Raw genomic sequence first — 15,853 nt, forward strand, 5'->3', positions numbered from 1 at the left:
TCAGTCAATTCAAGCAAAAGCTTAAGTTGTTGAACCGCCGTATACGGTTCCGTACGTACGGTGGTGTGGGAGGTCGATAGTGTGAACTATCTCCTACCCGATTTATTTTAGAGTTTTTATGTATCAGTAAAAGTCAAACGGTAAAAACCCGCATGACTCAAAGCAGACTAATCTTGCACTGTAAAGACGGACATTAATTTGAAGTAGATCGTTTCGTACCACTTGATCCCACGTTCTTCGCAGGATTTTTTCTTTGTGTGGAACTTTTCTGTCACCCCATTAAAGAGCTTACGGTAAAGCTTGGTATGAGTGACCCACCGATGGAAACGCGGTGAAGCCTTTGAGAGGCTGAAGAAACCTGCGATAAAAAACGGCAATTGTGGTAAAACTGGAATTGCTAGACCGACTAAGGCCAGCAAAAAGGCGATAGTTGTGACTAAGATCCAGAAAAGCTTCATTAAACTGTTGGCCATAGTACGCCTCCTTCAATGGTAAATTTATACTGATTCAAGCAGAACGTAAAATCAATGAAAGCTAGCTGTGACATGCTAGAAAGCGCTTCTCATTTCTACTTGATTGACCATAATTATAGCACGAGCAAGGGGGGAGATGAAATAAAGAAAGTACTAAGAATTGTTAAATTATCGTTAAGCTGTCTTTGCTAGAAAAAAAGTTGGTGTTGTGAGTACGGTGGACTTTTTGACGGCAAAATGATTATCAAATTTTTTGCTGAGACTTAAAAAATATGAAAACAAATCGTTTGTATAAGTATTAAGGTAGGTCAATAAAAAAAGCAAAACTATTTTAAGTTTTGAAAAAGGTAATTATTTAACTCATTTTAAATGTGAATAAAGACGTGAAAAAAGCTTGATATGGGTGAATGACTGGATACTAATGGTTGTTTTTGGTATTAGAAAAAAATATATTTTTTTGAAATATTTTTTCGGATCGCCGCAATAAACTGGGCTGTGGTAAAAATTTAATTTGAAAAAATAAAGATAATTTTCTTGCACTCATTTGTAAATGTCGTACAATATATATTGTAGTTAAGCTAAAGTTGTTGAGGAAAGTACCTTCTGCTTGGCAGCTTTTAGTGCATACCGCAGGGGAAAATATATATTGGGGGAAGAATCATGAGTTCATTACAGAAAAAAATGACTGATTTGACGCAGGTTTTGCAATTGACGAGTCAGCAGTATAAGGACGAAGAATCTGCTAAACTTGGAGCAATTGACGTCTATTATCTTGAAGCTATCTATCAGCTTAAGCAGCCGACGATCGGCAAGATCTCACATTTGCTGGGCCAGTCGACACCAAACACCAACTATCATATTAAAAAACTGATCTCTTTAGGCCTGATCGAAAAGAAGATCGACGCCTCTGATCACCGGGTCACCCACTTGTCGACCACGGAGAAGTACCTTAACAGTATTAAAACTAATGATGAATTTTGGGAAACCTTGCAGCAGCGTTTGGAAAATGACATCGAACCGCGTGACTATGCAATTTTTAAACGTGTGTTAGGCCAGACCGTTGATATTATTCATGAACAACTTTAATTAAACTAACAAGTAAAAACGACTGCTGCGGTGGTCGTTTTTGTTTTACGGTCTCAAACTTGAAGGTTCCAAGCTGCTGCAAACTGGATTAATGTCAGGGCGACTTTGCTCCAGACTGCGCCAATCTGGATTAATGTCAGGGCGACTTTGCTCCAGACTGCATCAGTTTGGATTAATGTCAGGGCGACTTTGCTCCAAACTGTTTCAAACTGGATTAATGTCAGCCCGACTTTGCTCCAGACTGCATCAGTTTGGATTAATGTCAGTCCGACTTTGCTCCAGACTGCAACAATCTGGATTAATGTCAGCCCAACTTTGAGCCAAACGCTTGATCAATTAGAAAATACGTTAACCCAGTCACTACCTAGGTTAGTTTTCAACTTTTACTTACCGTTTTGGCAGAGCAGACCCAAATTAGCTCAAGTTCATTTCAGAAATATGCTATAATTATCTACAATTATGGTGTTCCATCCACGGGGCAGCTACATAATTATTTTTGGAGGAAAGTCAAGTGGCAAGGAAAAATCAGACTTATCGCAGAGTACTCTATGCGTTGTTTACCGCAATTATAATCATTCAAAATTTTGTTCCGTTTTTGGGCTATATTCCAGTGGGACCGTTGAACCTGACGATCATTCATGTGACGGTGATCATTGCTGCTTTGACCTTGGGACCAGGCGGCGGTGCGGTCGTCGGTGGGATCTGGGGTGTGATCACCTTTGTTCGTGCCTTCGTCTGGCCAACAAGTCCTTTGGCGGCAATCGTCTTCGTTAATCCGCTGGTTTCGGTCTTGCCGCGGATCTTGATCGGTGTGGTAGCGGGATACGTCTTTAAATGGCTGGCGGATAAATTTCGGCAACGCTATTTAGCCATGGGGATCGCCGCCGTGCTGGGTTCATTGACGAATACGATCTTGGTGTTAGGGCAGATCTATTTCTTTTACAACGGACATTCTCAGGCTCTCTACCAAGTTGACGTCCATGCACTGTTGCCGTACTTGTTGGGCGTTGTCGGTGCTAACGGAGTCCCAGAGGCGATTTTTGCCGGCTTGGCAGCTCCATTGATCGCTAAACCACTACTGAATCGCGGATATAAAGGATGAGCTGATTGGCGCAAAAAAAATCATACAGTCAAAAAAAGAAGCCGAGAAAAAAGACTAGCGTACGGCGTTATCCGCGTCACAGAAGAGGTCAGGGACCTAAACTAGCCGATATCGTGCTGCTGGTGTTGGTGGTGACACTGATCGCTTTTCAGTCGATTCGGTGGTTTGAAAAGAAAAATACCCAACCGGCAACTGAACAGACGACCCAAACGCAATCAAAGCAGGCATTTATTCGCCAGCTTGTTCCTAGTGCACAAAAACAACAGCGGGAACGGCATTTATTTACCAGTATTACCCTGGCGCAGGCCTGCCTCGAATCAAACTTTGGTCAAAGCGAGCTCTCTCAAAAGTACCATAATCTTTTTGGAATCAAGAGTTCCGATCCCAATAGCCCGCTGCTAACGACCAAGGAATATGTGAATGGTCAATGGATCACTGTTAAAGCACGGTTCATGTCTTACGCTAATTATGATGAGTCGATCCGCGCGCACACGATGCTGTTTGTGAACGGGACTGGTTGGGATGCCGGTCATTATCAAGCCGTGCTCAATGCCGCAAATTATCGCGAGGCAGCTCAAGCACTGCAAGACAAAGGGTATGCGACTGACCCGGATTATGCGCAGAAACTGATCGACTTGATCGAGGAGTACAAGTTAAACCAGTATGATTTAGACTAACTAGGTTCAAAGGTAACATCAAAATTTAAGGAGGAAGTACGAGTGAAATTATTGGAAGCACGGATCAGAGAAGATGGACTAGTATTGCCAGGGAATGTTTTGAAGGTCAATTCGTTTTTGAACCACCAAATCGACCCTGAATTGATGAATACGATCGGTCAGGAGTTCGCTCATTTATTCCGAGATGACAACATTACGCGCATCTTGACCGTTGAGTCTTCTGGGATCGCACCCGCCATTATGACTGGCCTGGCTTTGCACGTTCCCGTGTTGTTCGCACGAAAAACGAAGAGTTCAACAATGAACAACTCGCTGTATACGGCTGATGTTTATTCCTATACTAAGAAAGTGACCAACAAGATCTCTGTTGATCAAAAATTCTTGCTCGCAGACGATAATGTCTTGATCATCGACGATTTCTTGGCAAATGGTCAGGCGGTTTCCGGCCTGTTAGAGATCTGTCGCCAAGCACAGGCCAACGTGGCCGGTGTTGGGATCGTGGTCGAAAAAGCCTTCCAGACTGGCGGCCAGCTCTTACGCGACCAAGGAGTGCGGTTGGAATCACTCGCTCAGATCGCTTCCTTTGCTGATGATCAGGTCCATTTTGTCGGTGAAGTAGTCGAATAGAGTTCTAACTTAAGCCGCTTCTTAGCAAGCGGTTTTTTTGAACTCTAAAAAATCATATTTTTTGCTAAAGATGAACAGAAATCAGCCTCAAATAAAATAATTATGTTATGCTTTTAACATAAGAAATGATAACAATAGTTAGGAAAGTAGTGAATCGAAGTGGCAGAAGAAGTCATGTTTCCCGGCAGTACAATAGGCATTATTGGCAGCAGTCCAAATGGGATCGAACTTGCACGTAAGGCTAAACAAATGGGATTTAAAACTGCGGCATACGGTCCAAACGCAGAAAGCCCAGTATTAAGAGAAGTTGACCTTCCGATCGTAGGGAGGGGCAACGACCAGCTGCAACTGCAAGAATTCGCTGAACGCTGTGATCTGGTCATTTATGAGTCTGAACAAGTCAGTTCTGATTCGATCAAATATATCGAACGTTTTACTAAGGTCCCACAGGGCAGCGAAACTTTAGAGCTCATGCAGGATCGCTTGTTGGAACGGGCTTTTTTCGAACAACTGAACGTCAATATTGCACCTTATGCAACGATTGTCAGCCTGGATGACATCTACCAAGCGATTTCATCTATCGGTTTTCCATGTATTTTAAAGCCGATCCAAAAAGGCTTTATCCGTGACGGACAAATGATTTTGCGCAAACAATCTGATGTGGCTAGATGTGCAGAATTAGTCGATCAAGGAACTTTTGTCTTAGAATCCTGGGTCCCGTTTGACCGTGAAGTTTCAGTTTTTATGGTGCGTCAAGCGGATGGGACATTGACTTTCATGGCGCCGATCGAAGTTTTCTATCAGGGCCAAAAATTAGTTCAAGTTGTTGGCCCGGCCGACCTGCCAACTTCGATCACTGCTGAACTCAAGAAGATCTCCACTGAGATCGGCAATAATTTGAATTATGTCGGTGTTTTAGAAGTTGCCTTTTTCATTACCGCGACACAAACGATCTATGTTAAACGGATCGTGCCGGCGATGCATGAAGCCGGACATATTTTCGCTGATATTTGCAACGTGTCGTTAGAAGAAGAAATGCTGCGATCGGCGGCAGGAATGCCATTGACGACACCTCGAGTCGTCCAAGAGGCTGCTTTAGGCTTCCTGAAACCAGAAGACAGTGCGGACATTAAGACGCAGTGGGTCTTAAAGGATAACTGGGCTTATCATCTTTTCCGTTTTCCAGCTTCAATGATGCCTCAATCCAAAGCAGGATACGTTGTTGCGGCTGCTGAAAATGCTTATCGGGCTAAGGAACAGTTAGATTCGACCGGGATCTGGGATGAGGCGGAAACTGAAGAAAAATAATGCAGTTAAAGACTGGAGCTTTCCAGCCTTTTTTTGTGGAATTAATTGACCGCAAAATTTCCGATAAATTCCCGGAATGATAGCCTTGCCACAAGCACACTCAGCCGGTCTCTGTGATATAATTGAACAGACTGAAGATTTAGAGAGGATTGAATAATTTGGGCCAAAAAAACCTACTAGACAAGATGAATGATAAACAGGCTGAAGCGGTTCGGTGTACCGAAGGACCGCTTTTGATCATGGCTGGAGCCGGCAGCGGAAAGACACGTGTTTTAACGCACCGCGTGGCTTATTTGATCCAAGAAAAAGGGATCTTGCCTTGGCATGTACTGGCAATTACTTTCACCAATAAGGCCGCCAAAGAAATGCGTGAACGAGTCGACCAACTGTTAGGTGAAGATGCCTCTGACATTTGGGTCTCGACTTTCCATGCCCTGTGTGTGCGGATCTTGCGGCGCGACGGAGAGAAATTAGGGTTCAACCGTGCCTTTACGATCGCAAGTCCAAGTGAACAACGGACCTTGATGAAACATATTCTGGCCGACATGAACGTTGACTCCAAAAAATTTGATCCGCGGATGATACTCAGCAATATTTCCAATGCTAAAAATGAACTTCTGACCGCGACTGAACTGAAAGCCCGTGCTCAAAGCCCGGTCGAGCAGATCACAGCCGATGCCTACGAACGGTATCAGTCTGAACTCGCCAAGGATTCAGCGATGGATTTTGATGATTTGATCATGCAAACGATCGTCTTGTTCAAGCAGAACAAAGAAACGCTTGAATACTACCAGCGTAAATTCCAGTATATCCACGTGGATGAATACCAGGACACCAACGAAGCACAGTACCAGCTAGTTAACCTGTTAGCTGCCGGGACGCGTAATCTCTGTGTTGTCGGGGATGCTGACCAGAGTATCTATGGCTGGCGCGGCGCGAACATGGAAAATATTATGAACTTCGAGAAGGACTATCCAGATGCGACCGTTGTCAAATTAGAGCAGAATTACCGCTCGACGAAAACGATCCTTGATGCCGCCAACTCGGTCATTAAAAATAACGTTAATCGTAAAGTTAAAAATTTATGGACGGAAAACAAGTCCGGCGGACTGATCCATTATTATCGCGGGGTCAACGCTAATGACGAAGCATTTTACGTCGTTAAAAATATCCAGCAGCAGCTCCGAGAACAGGGACGCAACTACCGCGATATTGCGATCTTGTACCGGACTAACGCCCAGTCCCGTGTTATGGAAGAAACATTCGTCAAAACCAACATTCCCTATAAGATCGTGGGTGCACACCGTTTCTACGACCGCAAGGAAATTCTGGATATTCTGGCTTACTTGAGATTGGTGACTAACCCGCAAGATTCAATGAGTTTTAATCGGATCGTGAACGAGCCTAAGCGCGGGATCGGCAACACTAGCCTGGAGAAGTTGTCTAGTTTCGCTGCGATGCACGACTTAAGCCTGCTAGAGGCAGCAGAAAATGTTGTGATGACTAATATTACGGGCAAGGCCAGCAAGCAGTTAGAACAATTTGCGCATTTGATCCGTAACTTGCATGAGATGCAAAAAACGGCGACGGTGACTGAATTAACGGATGCGATCTTAGAACAGACCGGCTACCGCAAGCTGCTCAAGCAGACTAATTCGCTGGAAAATGAGAGCCGGCTGGAAAACTTGGATGAATTTCTGACGGTGACCCAGCAATTTGATTCAACTTGGCAAGAAGATGAAGACCACGAAGATCCTTTCGTTGATTTCTTGGCAGATTTGGCTTTAGTTTCGGACCAAGACAGTGTCGATGAAGAACAAAACGAGGTCACTATGATGACCTTGCACGCAGCCAAAGGTTTGGAATTTCCAGTCATCTTCTTGATCGGGATGGAAGAGGGGATCTTCCCGCTTTCCCGTGCCATGATGGACGAAGATGAATTAGAGGAAGAGCGGCGTTTGGCCTATGTTGGGATCACGCGCGCTCAACAAGAACTTTTTATCACTAATGCCTTTTCCCGCATGCTTTATGGCAGAAAGCAAAATAACCCGGCTTCCCGCTTTATCGGGGAGATCGATGATCAATTACTAGTGCATGAAAATGACGAAAACCAGCAGACAGTTTCACCATTTGCGCGCCAACGGGTCGCACAGGCTAAACAGGTCAACCCTTACAAGAGATCTCAGATGAAACCAAGTACGGTCAGCCAGCCGGTCACGACTGGAGCGGAGAAGAAAGCCTGGAATGTTGGCGATAAGGTCTTTCATAAGGCTTGGGGAGAAGGGACAGTCGTCAAAGTGACTGGCGCTGGCGATGATGTTGAATTAGATATCGCCTTTGCAGCGCAAGGCATTAAACGATTACTGGCTGCCTTTGCTCCAATTAGCAAACGCTAGGTCCAGTCAATAAATTTTGGTAAAAATTTCCGGCGGATCATGGCGGACAGCCAAATGAGTACTAAAATAACAAAGTTAACACTATTTGAGGAGGAAAAACGATGGCACAAGATCAGGCCAGTGTCGACCAAGAAGCTGAAAAATTACGGCAGCAATTGAATCAGTGGGGGCGTGAATACTATGTTCTCGATCAGCCGACAGTTGAAGATGCCGTCTATGATCAGACCTACCGCAAACTCCAAAAGCTGGAACAAAAGCACCCGGAACTGATCACGGCTGATTCTCCGACCCAACGCGTCGGCGGTCAGATCCTGACTGGTTTTACAAAGGTCAACCATGACAACCCGATGCTGTCACTAGGAGATGTCTTCTCTAAAGACGAGCTGCGAGCATTTATCGAACGTTTAGACCGGAATGTTGAACAGACCGTGGCATTTAACTGTGAACTTAAGATCGATGGTCTGGCAATTTCTTTAACCTATGAAAATGGGGTCTTTGTCAAAGGATCGACCCGTGGAAACGGGACGGTCGGCGAAGATATCACGCAAAACTTGAAAACGATCAAGGCGATCCCTTTGCGCCTCACAGAACCTGTTTCTGTGGAGGTTCGCGGTGAGTGTTACATGCCCAAGGAATCCTTCGTCAATTTGAATAAATACCGTGAAGAGCAGGGACTGCCGGTTTTTGCCAATCCGCGCAACGCTGCCGCCGGTTCCTTGCGTCAGTTGGATTCAAAGGTCACAGCAGCCCGAAACTTAAGCACCTTCATTTATTATCTGATGGAGCCTGAGAAATTCGACGTCACAACTCAGAGCGCTGCTTTAGAAAAGATGCGGCAGTGGGGCTTTAAGACTAATACCGATTCCCGTCTGGCAACCAACATGGAACAAGTTGACCAGTACATTGACGATTATCAAGCTAAACGGACCGAATTAGCCTATGAGATCGATGGGATCGTACTTAAAGCTGACCCATTTTCTGTTCAAGCTGACCTAGGCAATACGGTCAAGGTCCCCCGGTGGGCGATCGCCTATAAGTTTCCGCCGGATGAACAGGAGACTGTCGTGCGCGACATCGAATGGACCGTGGGCCGGACTGGGGTCGTGACCCCGACTGCTGTGATGGATCCTGTTGTTTTGGCAGGTTCAACGGTCAGCCGGGCCTCGCTGCACAATCCGGATTACCTGCAGGAAAAAGGGATTCGAATTTTGGATACGGTCAAATTGCATAAAGCAGGCGACATTATTCCGGAGATCTCGGAAGTTGTCTTAAGTAAGCGGCCAGCTGATTCGAAAGAATACGTGATCCCGACCAAATGTCCAGAGTGCCAGGCGGAATTAGTTCATTTAGATGATGAAGTAGCCTTACGCTGCATCAATCCGAAGTGCCCATCGCTCTTAAAAGAAAGTGTGATCCACTTTGCTTCACGGAATGCGATGGACATCCGCGGTTTAGGTAAGCGTCTGATCCAGCAAATGTTTGAACATGACTTGATCACTGATGTCGCCGATCTTTATTCTTTGACTACTAAAGACTTATATCAGCTCGATAAGGTCAAAGAAAAATCAGCCGCTAATCTGTTAGAAGCAATTGAAAACAGCCGCCATAATTCTGTGGAACACTTACTGTTTGGCTTAGGTATCCGGCATGTTGGTGCCAAAGCAGCCCGGATCTTGGCGCAGCATTTTGGCAGTCTGGAAAAGCTGCGGCAAGCGGACGCTGAACAAATCGAGGAGATCGACTCGATGGGCGCGGTGATCGCAGAAAGCATCGTTAAATATTTTGCTACACCAGAGGTTGGCGAATTATTAGCGGAATTAAAGCGCAAGCAGGTCAATATGGATTACCTGGGCAAAACGCAAAGTCAAGTTCAGGCACAGGCAAAAGACAGTGAATTTAACGGACAAACGGTCGTGTTGACTGGAACTCTGGATACCCTGAAGCGAGCAGATGCTAAAAAATGGCTGCAAGAGCATGGTGCCAAGGTGACCGGCAGTGTCTCCAAGAAGACAGCGGTGCTGATCGCTGGCCATGATGCCGGCAGCAAATTAACGAAAGCCCAAGAGCTCGGGACGACGATCCTGAATGAAGAAGAGTTTATTAAGAAGATGGAGGCAGAGCAATGAAAAAAAAGACAGCACTTCTGTTCAGCTTATTGATGTCTGTTCTGCTGATCAGTGCTTGTTCCAAAAATACGAATTCCAACTCAAACAACACGGCGAAAACTAGTGGGACGACCACCAATAAAGGCTACCAAACTACTGGGAAGACTACTGATTCTGATTATCAGGGTGTGATCCAGGATGGAAAATATAAAACTAATGCCGCTCGTGGAGTTGGGATCAGTCAGAACGCAGATAACTTATTAAACCTGAAGAGTTTTGAATCAGGGATGACGGCTTTGTCTAAAGACCAGTTTTCTCCGAATAAGTATGTCTTCCAAGAAGGACAGATCTTGTCTAAATCTACGATCGAAAATTGGCTGGGCCGGGTTTCCAGTTCTAATCCGACGGGTTTGAACCCGAAAGATAACGGCCAAAAAGATGCAGCGAAGAGAAACCCGATCTATGTTCAACAGATCGAAGAACAAGATTATATGAATGAAAATAACGGGAAGCTAAGTTTAGGCGGGATCACGATCGGGATCGGCATGAACCGTAAGGACTACTACCAAAAAGAAGAGTATGGTTCAACTTATACCAGTGATATTTCTCAAGCCGAAATGATCAAACAAGGACGGATCGCTGCCGCCAAGGTCTTAGACCGAGTTCGTAAGCAAAACGGAGTCTCAGCGAATACGCCGATCATGATCGCAATGTTCCAGCAGGCCGAAAATGACAGCCTGGTTGGCGGTTCATTTTACGCTTATACCGTTTCGAAGAACGGCAATGAGATCTCTAACTGGAATAATACGAATTTGTCGAGTTATACTTTCCCAGCTACAGCGACAAAATCCGTCCCAAATGATAACGATGAAACTTCATTTGAAGGCTTCCAAAACAAGATCAAGAATTTCTTCCCTAACTTGGCGGGTGTGACTGCACAGGGCCAGTACAAGAACAAGACTTTACAGGGATTGAAGGTCAACATTACGACCCAATTTTATAGTGAGACCGAGATCACTAGTTTCACGCAGTATGTAGCTCAAGCAGCGAAGAACTACCTGCCGTCTGGGATCCCGATCGACATCACTGTGAAAGGGGCTGACGGAACGGTCCAGTCCTTCCTTTCACGGCAAAGCGGGAACGGCAATTTCTATACCCACGTCTTTAGCAGCTACTAATTTGTTGGACGTTTGGCTGGATCAAGCACGCTGCCAGATGGATTTGGTCTGACCAATGATTTAGGTGCGTGAGGAAAGCAGAACGATCCGTCTGTCAAGACATGAAGTTTTGAGCTGGCTGCTAACGATATTAGCAAAAATTGTGCAAAAATATGCTAGAATAACAAGTGTTATTTAAATTGGTGTAAGAAATGAAAATTAAATGTGGCAAGCATAAAAGATAGAAAGAGGGATGTAGCATGGCAATCACAGCCGAAGAAGTGAAACACGTGGCTAAATTAGCTAAGTTGGAATTCACTGATGATGAGTTGCAGATGTTTGCTGGTCAGATGGACGACATTATCAAGATGGTCCAGCAGCTGGGGGAAGTTGATACGACTGACGTGCCGGTCACAAGTACTGTAGCTGAAGCCCGCAATGTCTTACGTGATGACGTCGCTGAAAAAGGCACAGACCGGGAGACACTGATGAAAAATGTACCGCAAAGCGACCGCGGTTTCGTCAAAGTTCCTGCAATTATCGATGAAAGCGAGGCACAATAAGCGATGGATTACTTCAAAAATGACCTGTCATCGATCCATGCAGGTTTACTTAATAAAGATTTTAGTTCTAAAGAGCTGACCGAGGAAACTTTCAAGCTGATCAAAGCCCGGGATAAAAAAGTAGCCGCTTTTTTGACTTTGGACGAAGAAAATGCTTTAGCGGCGGCGCAAAAAGCTGACCAAAAAGGGATCAGTGCTGAGAATACTTTGGCGGGGATCCCAGTTGGGATCAAAGACAATATTGTGACTAAGGGCTTGAAGACAACGGCTGCCAGCAAGATCTTAGGCAACTTTGAACCGATTTACAACGCGACTGTCGTTGACAAGTTAGCAGCTGCCGGCATGATCAATGTCGGTAAGTTGAACCTGGACGAATTTGCAATGGGCGGCTCAACGGAAAACTCCGCCTTCCAAAAGACGAAAAATGCCTGGGATCAGACTAAAGTGCCAGGCGGTTCATCCGGCGGTTCAGCAGCTGCGGTTGCTTCCGGACAGTTATTGGCTGCATTAGGAACAGATACTGGCGGTTCGATCCGTCAGCCAGCAGCTTTTAACGGCATCGTTGGTGTTAAACCAACTTACGGCCGCGTTTCTCGCTATGGTGTGATTGCTTTTGGTTCGAGTTTGGATCAAGTTGGTCCTTTGACGAGAACTGTTAAAGATAATGCCTTGGTCTTAAATGCGATCTCAGGCCATGATAAACACGACTTCACCTCGTCTGAGCGTGAAGTTCCTGATTTCACGGCGAAACTTGACGGCGATATTAAGGGGATGCGGATCGGGGTCCCGAAGGAATTCATGGACGAAGGTGTTGCCTCAGATGTTCGTGAAGCTATCCAGCAAGCCATCGCAACCTTTGAAAAATTAGGTGCCACTGTAGACGAAGTTTCCTTGCCTTACAGTAAATATGGCGTGCCAGTCTACTATATTATTGCTTCTTCTGAAGCTTCTTCCAACTTGCAGCGTTACGACGGGATCCGTTACGGTTTTAGGGCTGATGATGTGAAGAACTTGGAAGACGTTTATGTCCGTTCTCGTTCTGAAGGTTTTGGCGACGAAGTTAAACGCCGGATCATGCTGGGAACTTTCTCCTTGTCAGCCGGAACCTATGATGCCTACTTCAAAAAAGCTGCCCAAGTTCGGACGCTCATTTGCCGCGACTTTGACAATGTCTTTTCCGACTATGATTTGATCTTAGCGCCGACAACGACTTCGACTGCCTTTGGGATCGGTGAAGAGATCAACGACCCGATCCAAATGTACATGAACGATATTTTGACTATCCCTGTCAACTTGGCTGGTTTACCAGGAATGTCATTACCGGCCGGCTTTTCAAAAGGCCTACCGATCGGGATGCAGCTGATTGCACCGCAATTTGCAGAAGAAACGATGTATCGTGCCGGCTATGCCTTTGAACAAGCAACCGACTTCCACAAAGAAGTTCCAACGATCGGAGGGGAAAATTAATGAATTTTGAGACAACAATTGGACTTGAAGTCCACGTTGAAATGAAAACTAAGTCCAAAGCCTTTTCTCCGGCTCCGGTCCAATACGGTCAGGAACCAAATACGAATACCAACGTGATCGACTGGGGCTACCCGGGTGTTTTGCCGGAAGTCAACAAGGGCGCATTGGAATACGGGATGCGGGCTGCATTGGCTTTGAATTGTCAGATCAGACAAGACATTCACTTTGACCGGAAAAACTATTTTTACCCGGATAATCCCAAGGCCTATCAGATCACGCAGGCACAGACACCGATCGGTCATGACGGCTGGTTAGAGATCGAACTAGAAGATGGGACCGTCAAGAAGATCGGGATCGAAGAAATGCATGTTGAAGAAGATGCCGGGAAAAATACCCATGATCCGGACGGCTATTCTTACGTCGATTTGAACCGCCAGGGAACTCCTTTGATCGAAATTGTTTCTAAGCCAGACATTGCTTCTGCTGATGAAGCCTATGCTTACTTAAAGAAACTCCGTCAGGTCATTCAGTTTACCGGAGTCTCTGATGTGAAGATGGAAGAAGGCTCGATGCGTGCCGACGTCAACATTTCAGTCCGCCCGATCGGTTCTGACCAATATGGGACCAAAACTGAAATGAAGAACTTGAACTCATTTGAACACGTGCGTTCTGGTTTGAAATATGAAGAGCAGCGTCAGGAAAATGTCATCAGGGCTGGGGGCAATATCCAGCAGGAGACGCGTCGTTTCGACGTGAATACTGGTGAAACTGTCTTAATGCGTGTCAAGGAAGGCAAGAGTGATTATCGTTACTTCCCAGAGCCTGATTTGCCGCCGATCCATATCTCAGACGACTGGATCAAGAAAGTCAAAGAGTCGATCCCTGAAATGCCGGAAGAACGGCGCAAACGTTATGTTAATGACTGGGGCGTGACTGAATATGATGCCGATGTTTTGACACAAACGATGGAAATGTCAGACTTCTTTGAAGCGACAGTTGCCCAGGGTGCAGATCCTAAGTTGGCCGCTAACTGGCTGATGGGCGATGTGAGTGCCTATATGAATGATAAGAAGTTGGAACTGGCTGAGATCGCACTGACGCCGGAGCATTTGGCTGGGATGATCGCATTGATCAAGGACGAAACGATCTCAAGCAAGATCGCCAAAAAGGTCTTCAAGCAGATCGTAGCCAATGATACGGATCCTAAAGCTTGGGTCGAAGAAAAAGGCATGGTCCAATTATCAGACCCAGCCGTTTTGCAGCCGATCATTGATGAAGTCTTGGACAACAATGCTAAATCGATCGAAGACTTCAAGAACGGCAAGGATCGTGCTGTGGGCTTCTTAGTCGGCAACATTATGAAACAAACGCGCGGTAAGGCTAACCCGAAAGTTGTTAACCAGCTTTTGATGGCTAGTTTGAAAGAAAGATAAGTGGAAGTCTAGCAGGCTTCTTTGAGGAAAGATGAAACTATGAGAAAACGTTGTCGGATAATTTATAATCCAACCTCTGGCAGGGAAGCAATGAAGCATGATTTGATCAGCATTTTAGATATTATGGAAAATGCAGGCTATGAAACCAGTGCTTTTGCGACTACTGCAGAAGAAAAGTCTGCCCAAAATGAGGCAGAACGCGCTGCCAAGGCTGGTTTTGAATTGATCATCGCTGCAGGCGGCGATGGTACGATCAATGAAGTTGTGAATGGCATTGCGCCACTAAAGAAGCGTCCTAAGCTGGGAATTATTCCGGCCGGGACTACTAATGACTATGCCCGTGCCTTAAAGATCCCGCGTGAAGATCCAGTTGCGGCTGCCAAGGTGATCGCTAAAGGCGAGACAGTCAAAATGGATATCGGCCAGGCCAATCAAAAGTACTTTGTCAATATTGCGGCTGGCGGGCTCTTGTCTGAATTGACTTACTCCGTGCCGTCAGTTATCAAATCCCAGTTCGGTTATCTAGCTTACCTGGCCAAAGGAGCTGAACTTTTACCGCGGATCAAGCCGGTTCACATGCATATTGAATATGATGGCGGGATCTTCGAAGGCCAAGCATCGATGTTCTTCGTGGCTTTGACCAATTCGGTGGGCGGTTTTGAACAGATCGTGCCTGATGCCTCGCTGGATGATGGCAAATTCACTTTGATCATTGTCAAAACTTCAAACCTGGTGGAGATCTTGCACCTGATCCAGAAAGTCTTTAATGGCGGCAAGCACGTCGATGACCCGCGGATCTTGTATGTCAAGACATCAAAAATCACTGCCAAGACACTGGAAGACAAGATGATGATCAACATTGACGGTGAGTATGGCGGCGACGCCCCAATGACTTTTGTCGATCATAAGCAGCACATTGAAATTTGTGCCAATCTTGATCAGATCCCGGATTCAGCGATCACGGCTGAAAATGCTTTGGTCAATGATGTTCGTGACCGTTTCGTGCATGAAATGGAACAGTTGCCGGAAGAGCCTGAGGATGATTCCGCAAAAGAGCAGGAACAAAAAACTAAAGAGCAGTCGAAGTAATAAGGGGTGGTCGTAACACAAGTCTGTTACGACCATTTTTTGGCAGTTTTAGTTTGATGTGGAGGTACATCAGCCAAAGTAACCTCTAGATGAGCAGGATGTGGAGGTACATCAGTCAAAGTAACCTCCAGATGAAGAGGATGTGGAGATACATCGATCAAAGTAACCTCCAGATGAGCAAGATGTGGAGGTACATCGGCCAAAGTAACCTCCAGATGAGCAAGATGTGGAGGTACATCGACCAGAGTAACCTCCAGACGAGCAAGATGTGGAGGTACATCGGTCAAAGTAACCTCCAGACGAGCAAGATGTGGAGGTACATCGGTCAAAGTAACCTCCAGAAGAAGTTAGATGTTGAAGCATATCAATA

The 15,853-nt window shown here is 45.7% G+C and carries 14 protein-coding genes; 12 read left to right on the forward strand and 2 right to left on the reverse strand.

What is annotated here, in order from left to right; all coding sequences use genetic code 11:
- Window positions 1-167: 167 nt before the first annotated feature.
- Window positions 168-473, reverse strand: a complete 306-nt coding sequence (locus tag LFYK43_RS05960; RefSeq protein WP_124976407.1) for a DUF454 family protein — start codon at window positions 471-473, stop codon at window positions 168-170.
- 660 nt (window positions 474-1,133) lie between these two features.
- Between LFYK43_RS05960 and LFYK43_RS05965 the strand changes: the two genes are divergently transcribed.
- The 12 genes from LFYK43_RS05965 (at window position 1,134) to LFYK43_RS06020 (ending at window position 15,483) form a co-directional block, all read left to right on the forward strand.
- On the forward strand, window positions 1,134-1,559 hold the full coding sequence (locus LFYK43_RS05965; protein ID WP_124976409.1) for a MarR family winged helix-turn-helix transcriptional regulator: 426 nt from the start codon (window positions 1,134-1,136) through the stop codon (window positions 1,557-1,559).
- Window positions 1,560-2,070: 511 nt separating this feature from the next.
- Window positions 2,071-2,661: an ECF transporter S component gene (locus LFYK43_RS05970; protein WP_124976411.1), complete on the forward strand. Its 591-nt coding sequence runs from the start codon at window positions 2,071-2,073 to the stop codon at window positions 2,659-2,661.
- 5 nt (window positions 2,662-2,666) lie between these two features.
- Entirely contained in the window at window positions 2,667-3,338 is a 672-nt protein-coding gene (locus LFYK43_RS05975; protein ID WP_124976413.1) for a glycoside hydrolase family 73 protein, read from the forward strand.
- 42 nt (window positions 3,339-3,380) lie between these two features.
- Window positions 3,381-3,965 carry a xanthine phosphoribosyltransferase gene (locus tag LFYK43_RS05980; RefSeq protein ID WP_124976415.1) on the forward strand — a complete coding sequence of 195 codons (585 nt, stop codon included), beginning with the start codon at window positions 3,381-3,383 and terminating at the stop codon, window positions 3,963-3,965.
- A gap of 159 nt (window positions 3,966-4,124) precedes the next feature.
- Window positions 4,125-5,273, forward strand: coding sequence for an ATP-grasp domain-containing protein (locus LFYK43_RS05985; protein WP_124976417.1), 1,149 nt, complete (start codon window positions 4,125-4,127; stop codon window positions 5,271-5,273).
- A gap of 185 nt (window positions 5,274-5,458) precedes the next feature.
- Window positions 5,459-7,669 carry a DNA helicase PcrA gene (pcrA, locus tag LFYK43_RS05990; protein ID WP_174713970.1) on the forward strand — a complete coding sequence of 737 codons (2,211 nt, stop codon included), beginning with the start codon at window positions 5,459-5,461 and terminating at the stop codon, window positions 7,667-7,669.
- Between the two features lie 101 nt (window positions 7,670-7,770).
- Entirely contained in the window at window positions 7,771-9,795 is a 2,025-nt protein-coding gene (ligA, locus tag LFYK43_RS05995; RefSeq protein WP_124976421.1) for an NAD-dependent DNA ligase LigA, read from the forward strand.
- The gene (locus LFYK43_RS06000; protein WP_124976423.1) at window positions 9,792-10,952 is read left to right on the forward strand and encodes a CamS family sex pheromone protein; all 1,161 of its coding nucleotides are present in this window, start codon (window positions 9,792-9,794) and stop codon (window positions 10,950-10,952) included. The genes ligA and LFYK43_RS06000 overlap by 4 nt, the downstream gene beginning before the upstream one ends.
- Window positions 10,953-11,191: 239 nt before the next feature.
- Window positions 11,192-11,494 carry an Asp-tRNA(Asn)/Glu-tRNA(Gln) amidotransferase subunit GatC gene (gene gatC / locus LFYK43_RS06005; protein ID WP_124976425.1) on the forward strand — a complete coding sequence of 101 codons (303 nt, stop codon included), beginning with the start codon at window positions 11,192-11,194 and terminating at the stop codon, window positions 11,492-11,494.
- Between the two features lie 3 nt (window positions 11,495-11,497).
- Window positions 11,498-12,961: an Asp-tRNA(Asn)/Glu-tRNA(Gln) amidotransferase subunit GatA gene (gene gatA / locus LFYK43_RS06010; RefSeq protein ID WP_124976427.1), complete on the forward strand. Its 1,464-nt coding sequence runs from the start codon at window positions 11,498-11,500 to the stop codon at window positions 12,959-12,961.
- On the forward strand, window positions 12,961-14,394 hold the full coding sequence (gene gatB, locus LFYK43_RS06015) for an Asp-tRNA(Asn)/Glu-tRNA(Gln) amidotransferase subunit GatB (protein ID WP_124976429.1): 1,434 nt from the start codon (window positions 12,961-12,963) through the stop codon (window positions 14,392-14,394). Before gatA ends, gatB begins: the two co-directional genes overlap by 1 nt.
- A 39-nt stretch (window positions 14,395-14,433) precedes the next feature.
- Complete coding sequence (locus tag LFYK43_RS06020) at window positions 14,434-15,483, forward strand: diacylglycerol kinase (protein ID WP_124976431.1); 1,050 nt, start codon at window positions 14,434-14,436, stop codon at window positions 15,481-15,483.
- A 26-nt stretch (window positions 15,484-15,509) separates the two neighbouring features.
- Here LFYK43_RS06020 and LFYK43_RS06025 read toward each other — a convergent pair whose 3' ends face one another.
- Entirely contained in the window at window positions 15,510-15,812 is a 303-nt protein-coding gene (locus LFYK43_RS06025) for a hypothetical protein (protein WP_124976433.1), read from the reverse strand.
- Window positions 15,813-15,853: the final 41 nt, after the last annotated feature.

Source organism: Ligilactobacillus salitolerans, assembly GCF_003864415.1.
GTDB lineage: Bacteria > Bacillota > Bacilli > Lactobacillales > Lactobacillaceae > Ligilactobacillus > Ligilactobacillus salitolerans.

Bases quoted from the DNA above. Each gene is read 5' to 3' on its own strand.
- LFYK43_RS05960 (WP_124976407.1), bottom strand. From the start codon at position 473: ATGGCCAACAGTTTAATGAAGCTTTTCTGGATCTTAGTCACAACTATC.
- gatC (WP_124976425.1), top strand. From the start codon at position 11,192: ATGGCAATCACAGCCGAAGAAGTGAAACACGTGGCTAAATTAGCTAAG.
- gatB (WP_124976429.1), top strand. From the start codon at position 12,961: ATGAATTTTGAGACAACAATTGGACTTGAAGTCCACGTTGAAATGAAA.
- LFYK43_RS05965 (WP_124976409.1), top strand. From the start codon at position 1,134: ATGAGTTCATTACAGAAAAAAATGACTGATTTGACGCAGGTTTTGCAA.
- ligA (WP_124976421.1), top strand. From the start codon at position 7,771: ATGGCACAAGATCAGGCCAGTGTCGACCAAGAAGCTGAAAAATTACGG.
- LFYK43_RS06000 (WP_124976423.1), top strand. From the start codon at position 9,792: ATGAAAAAAAAGACAGCACTTCTGTTCAGCTTATTGATGTCTGTTCTG.
- gatA (WP_124976427.1), top strand. From the start codon at position 11,498: ATGGATTACTTCAAAAATGACCTGTCATCGATCCATGCAGGTTTACTT.
- LFYK43_RS06020 (WP_124976431.1), top strand. From the start codon at position 14,434: ATGAGAAAACGTTGTCGGATAATTTATAATCCAACCTCTGGCAGGGAA.
- pcrA (WP_174713970.1), top strand. From the start codon at position 5,459: ATGAATGATAAACAGGCTGAAGCGGTTCGGTGTACCGAAGGACCGCTT.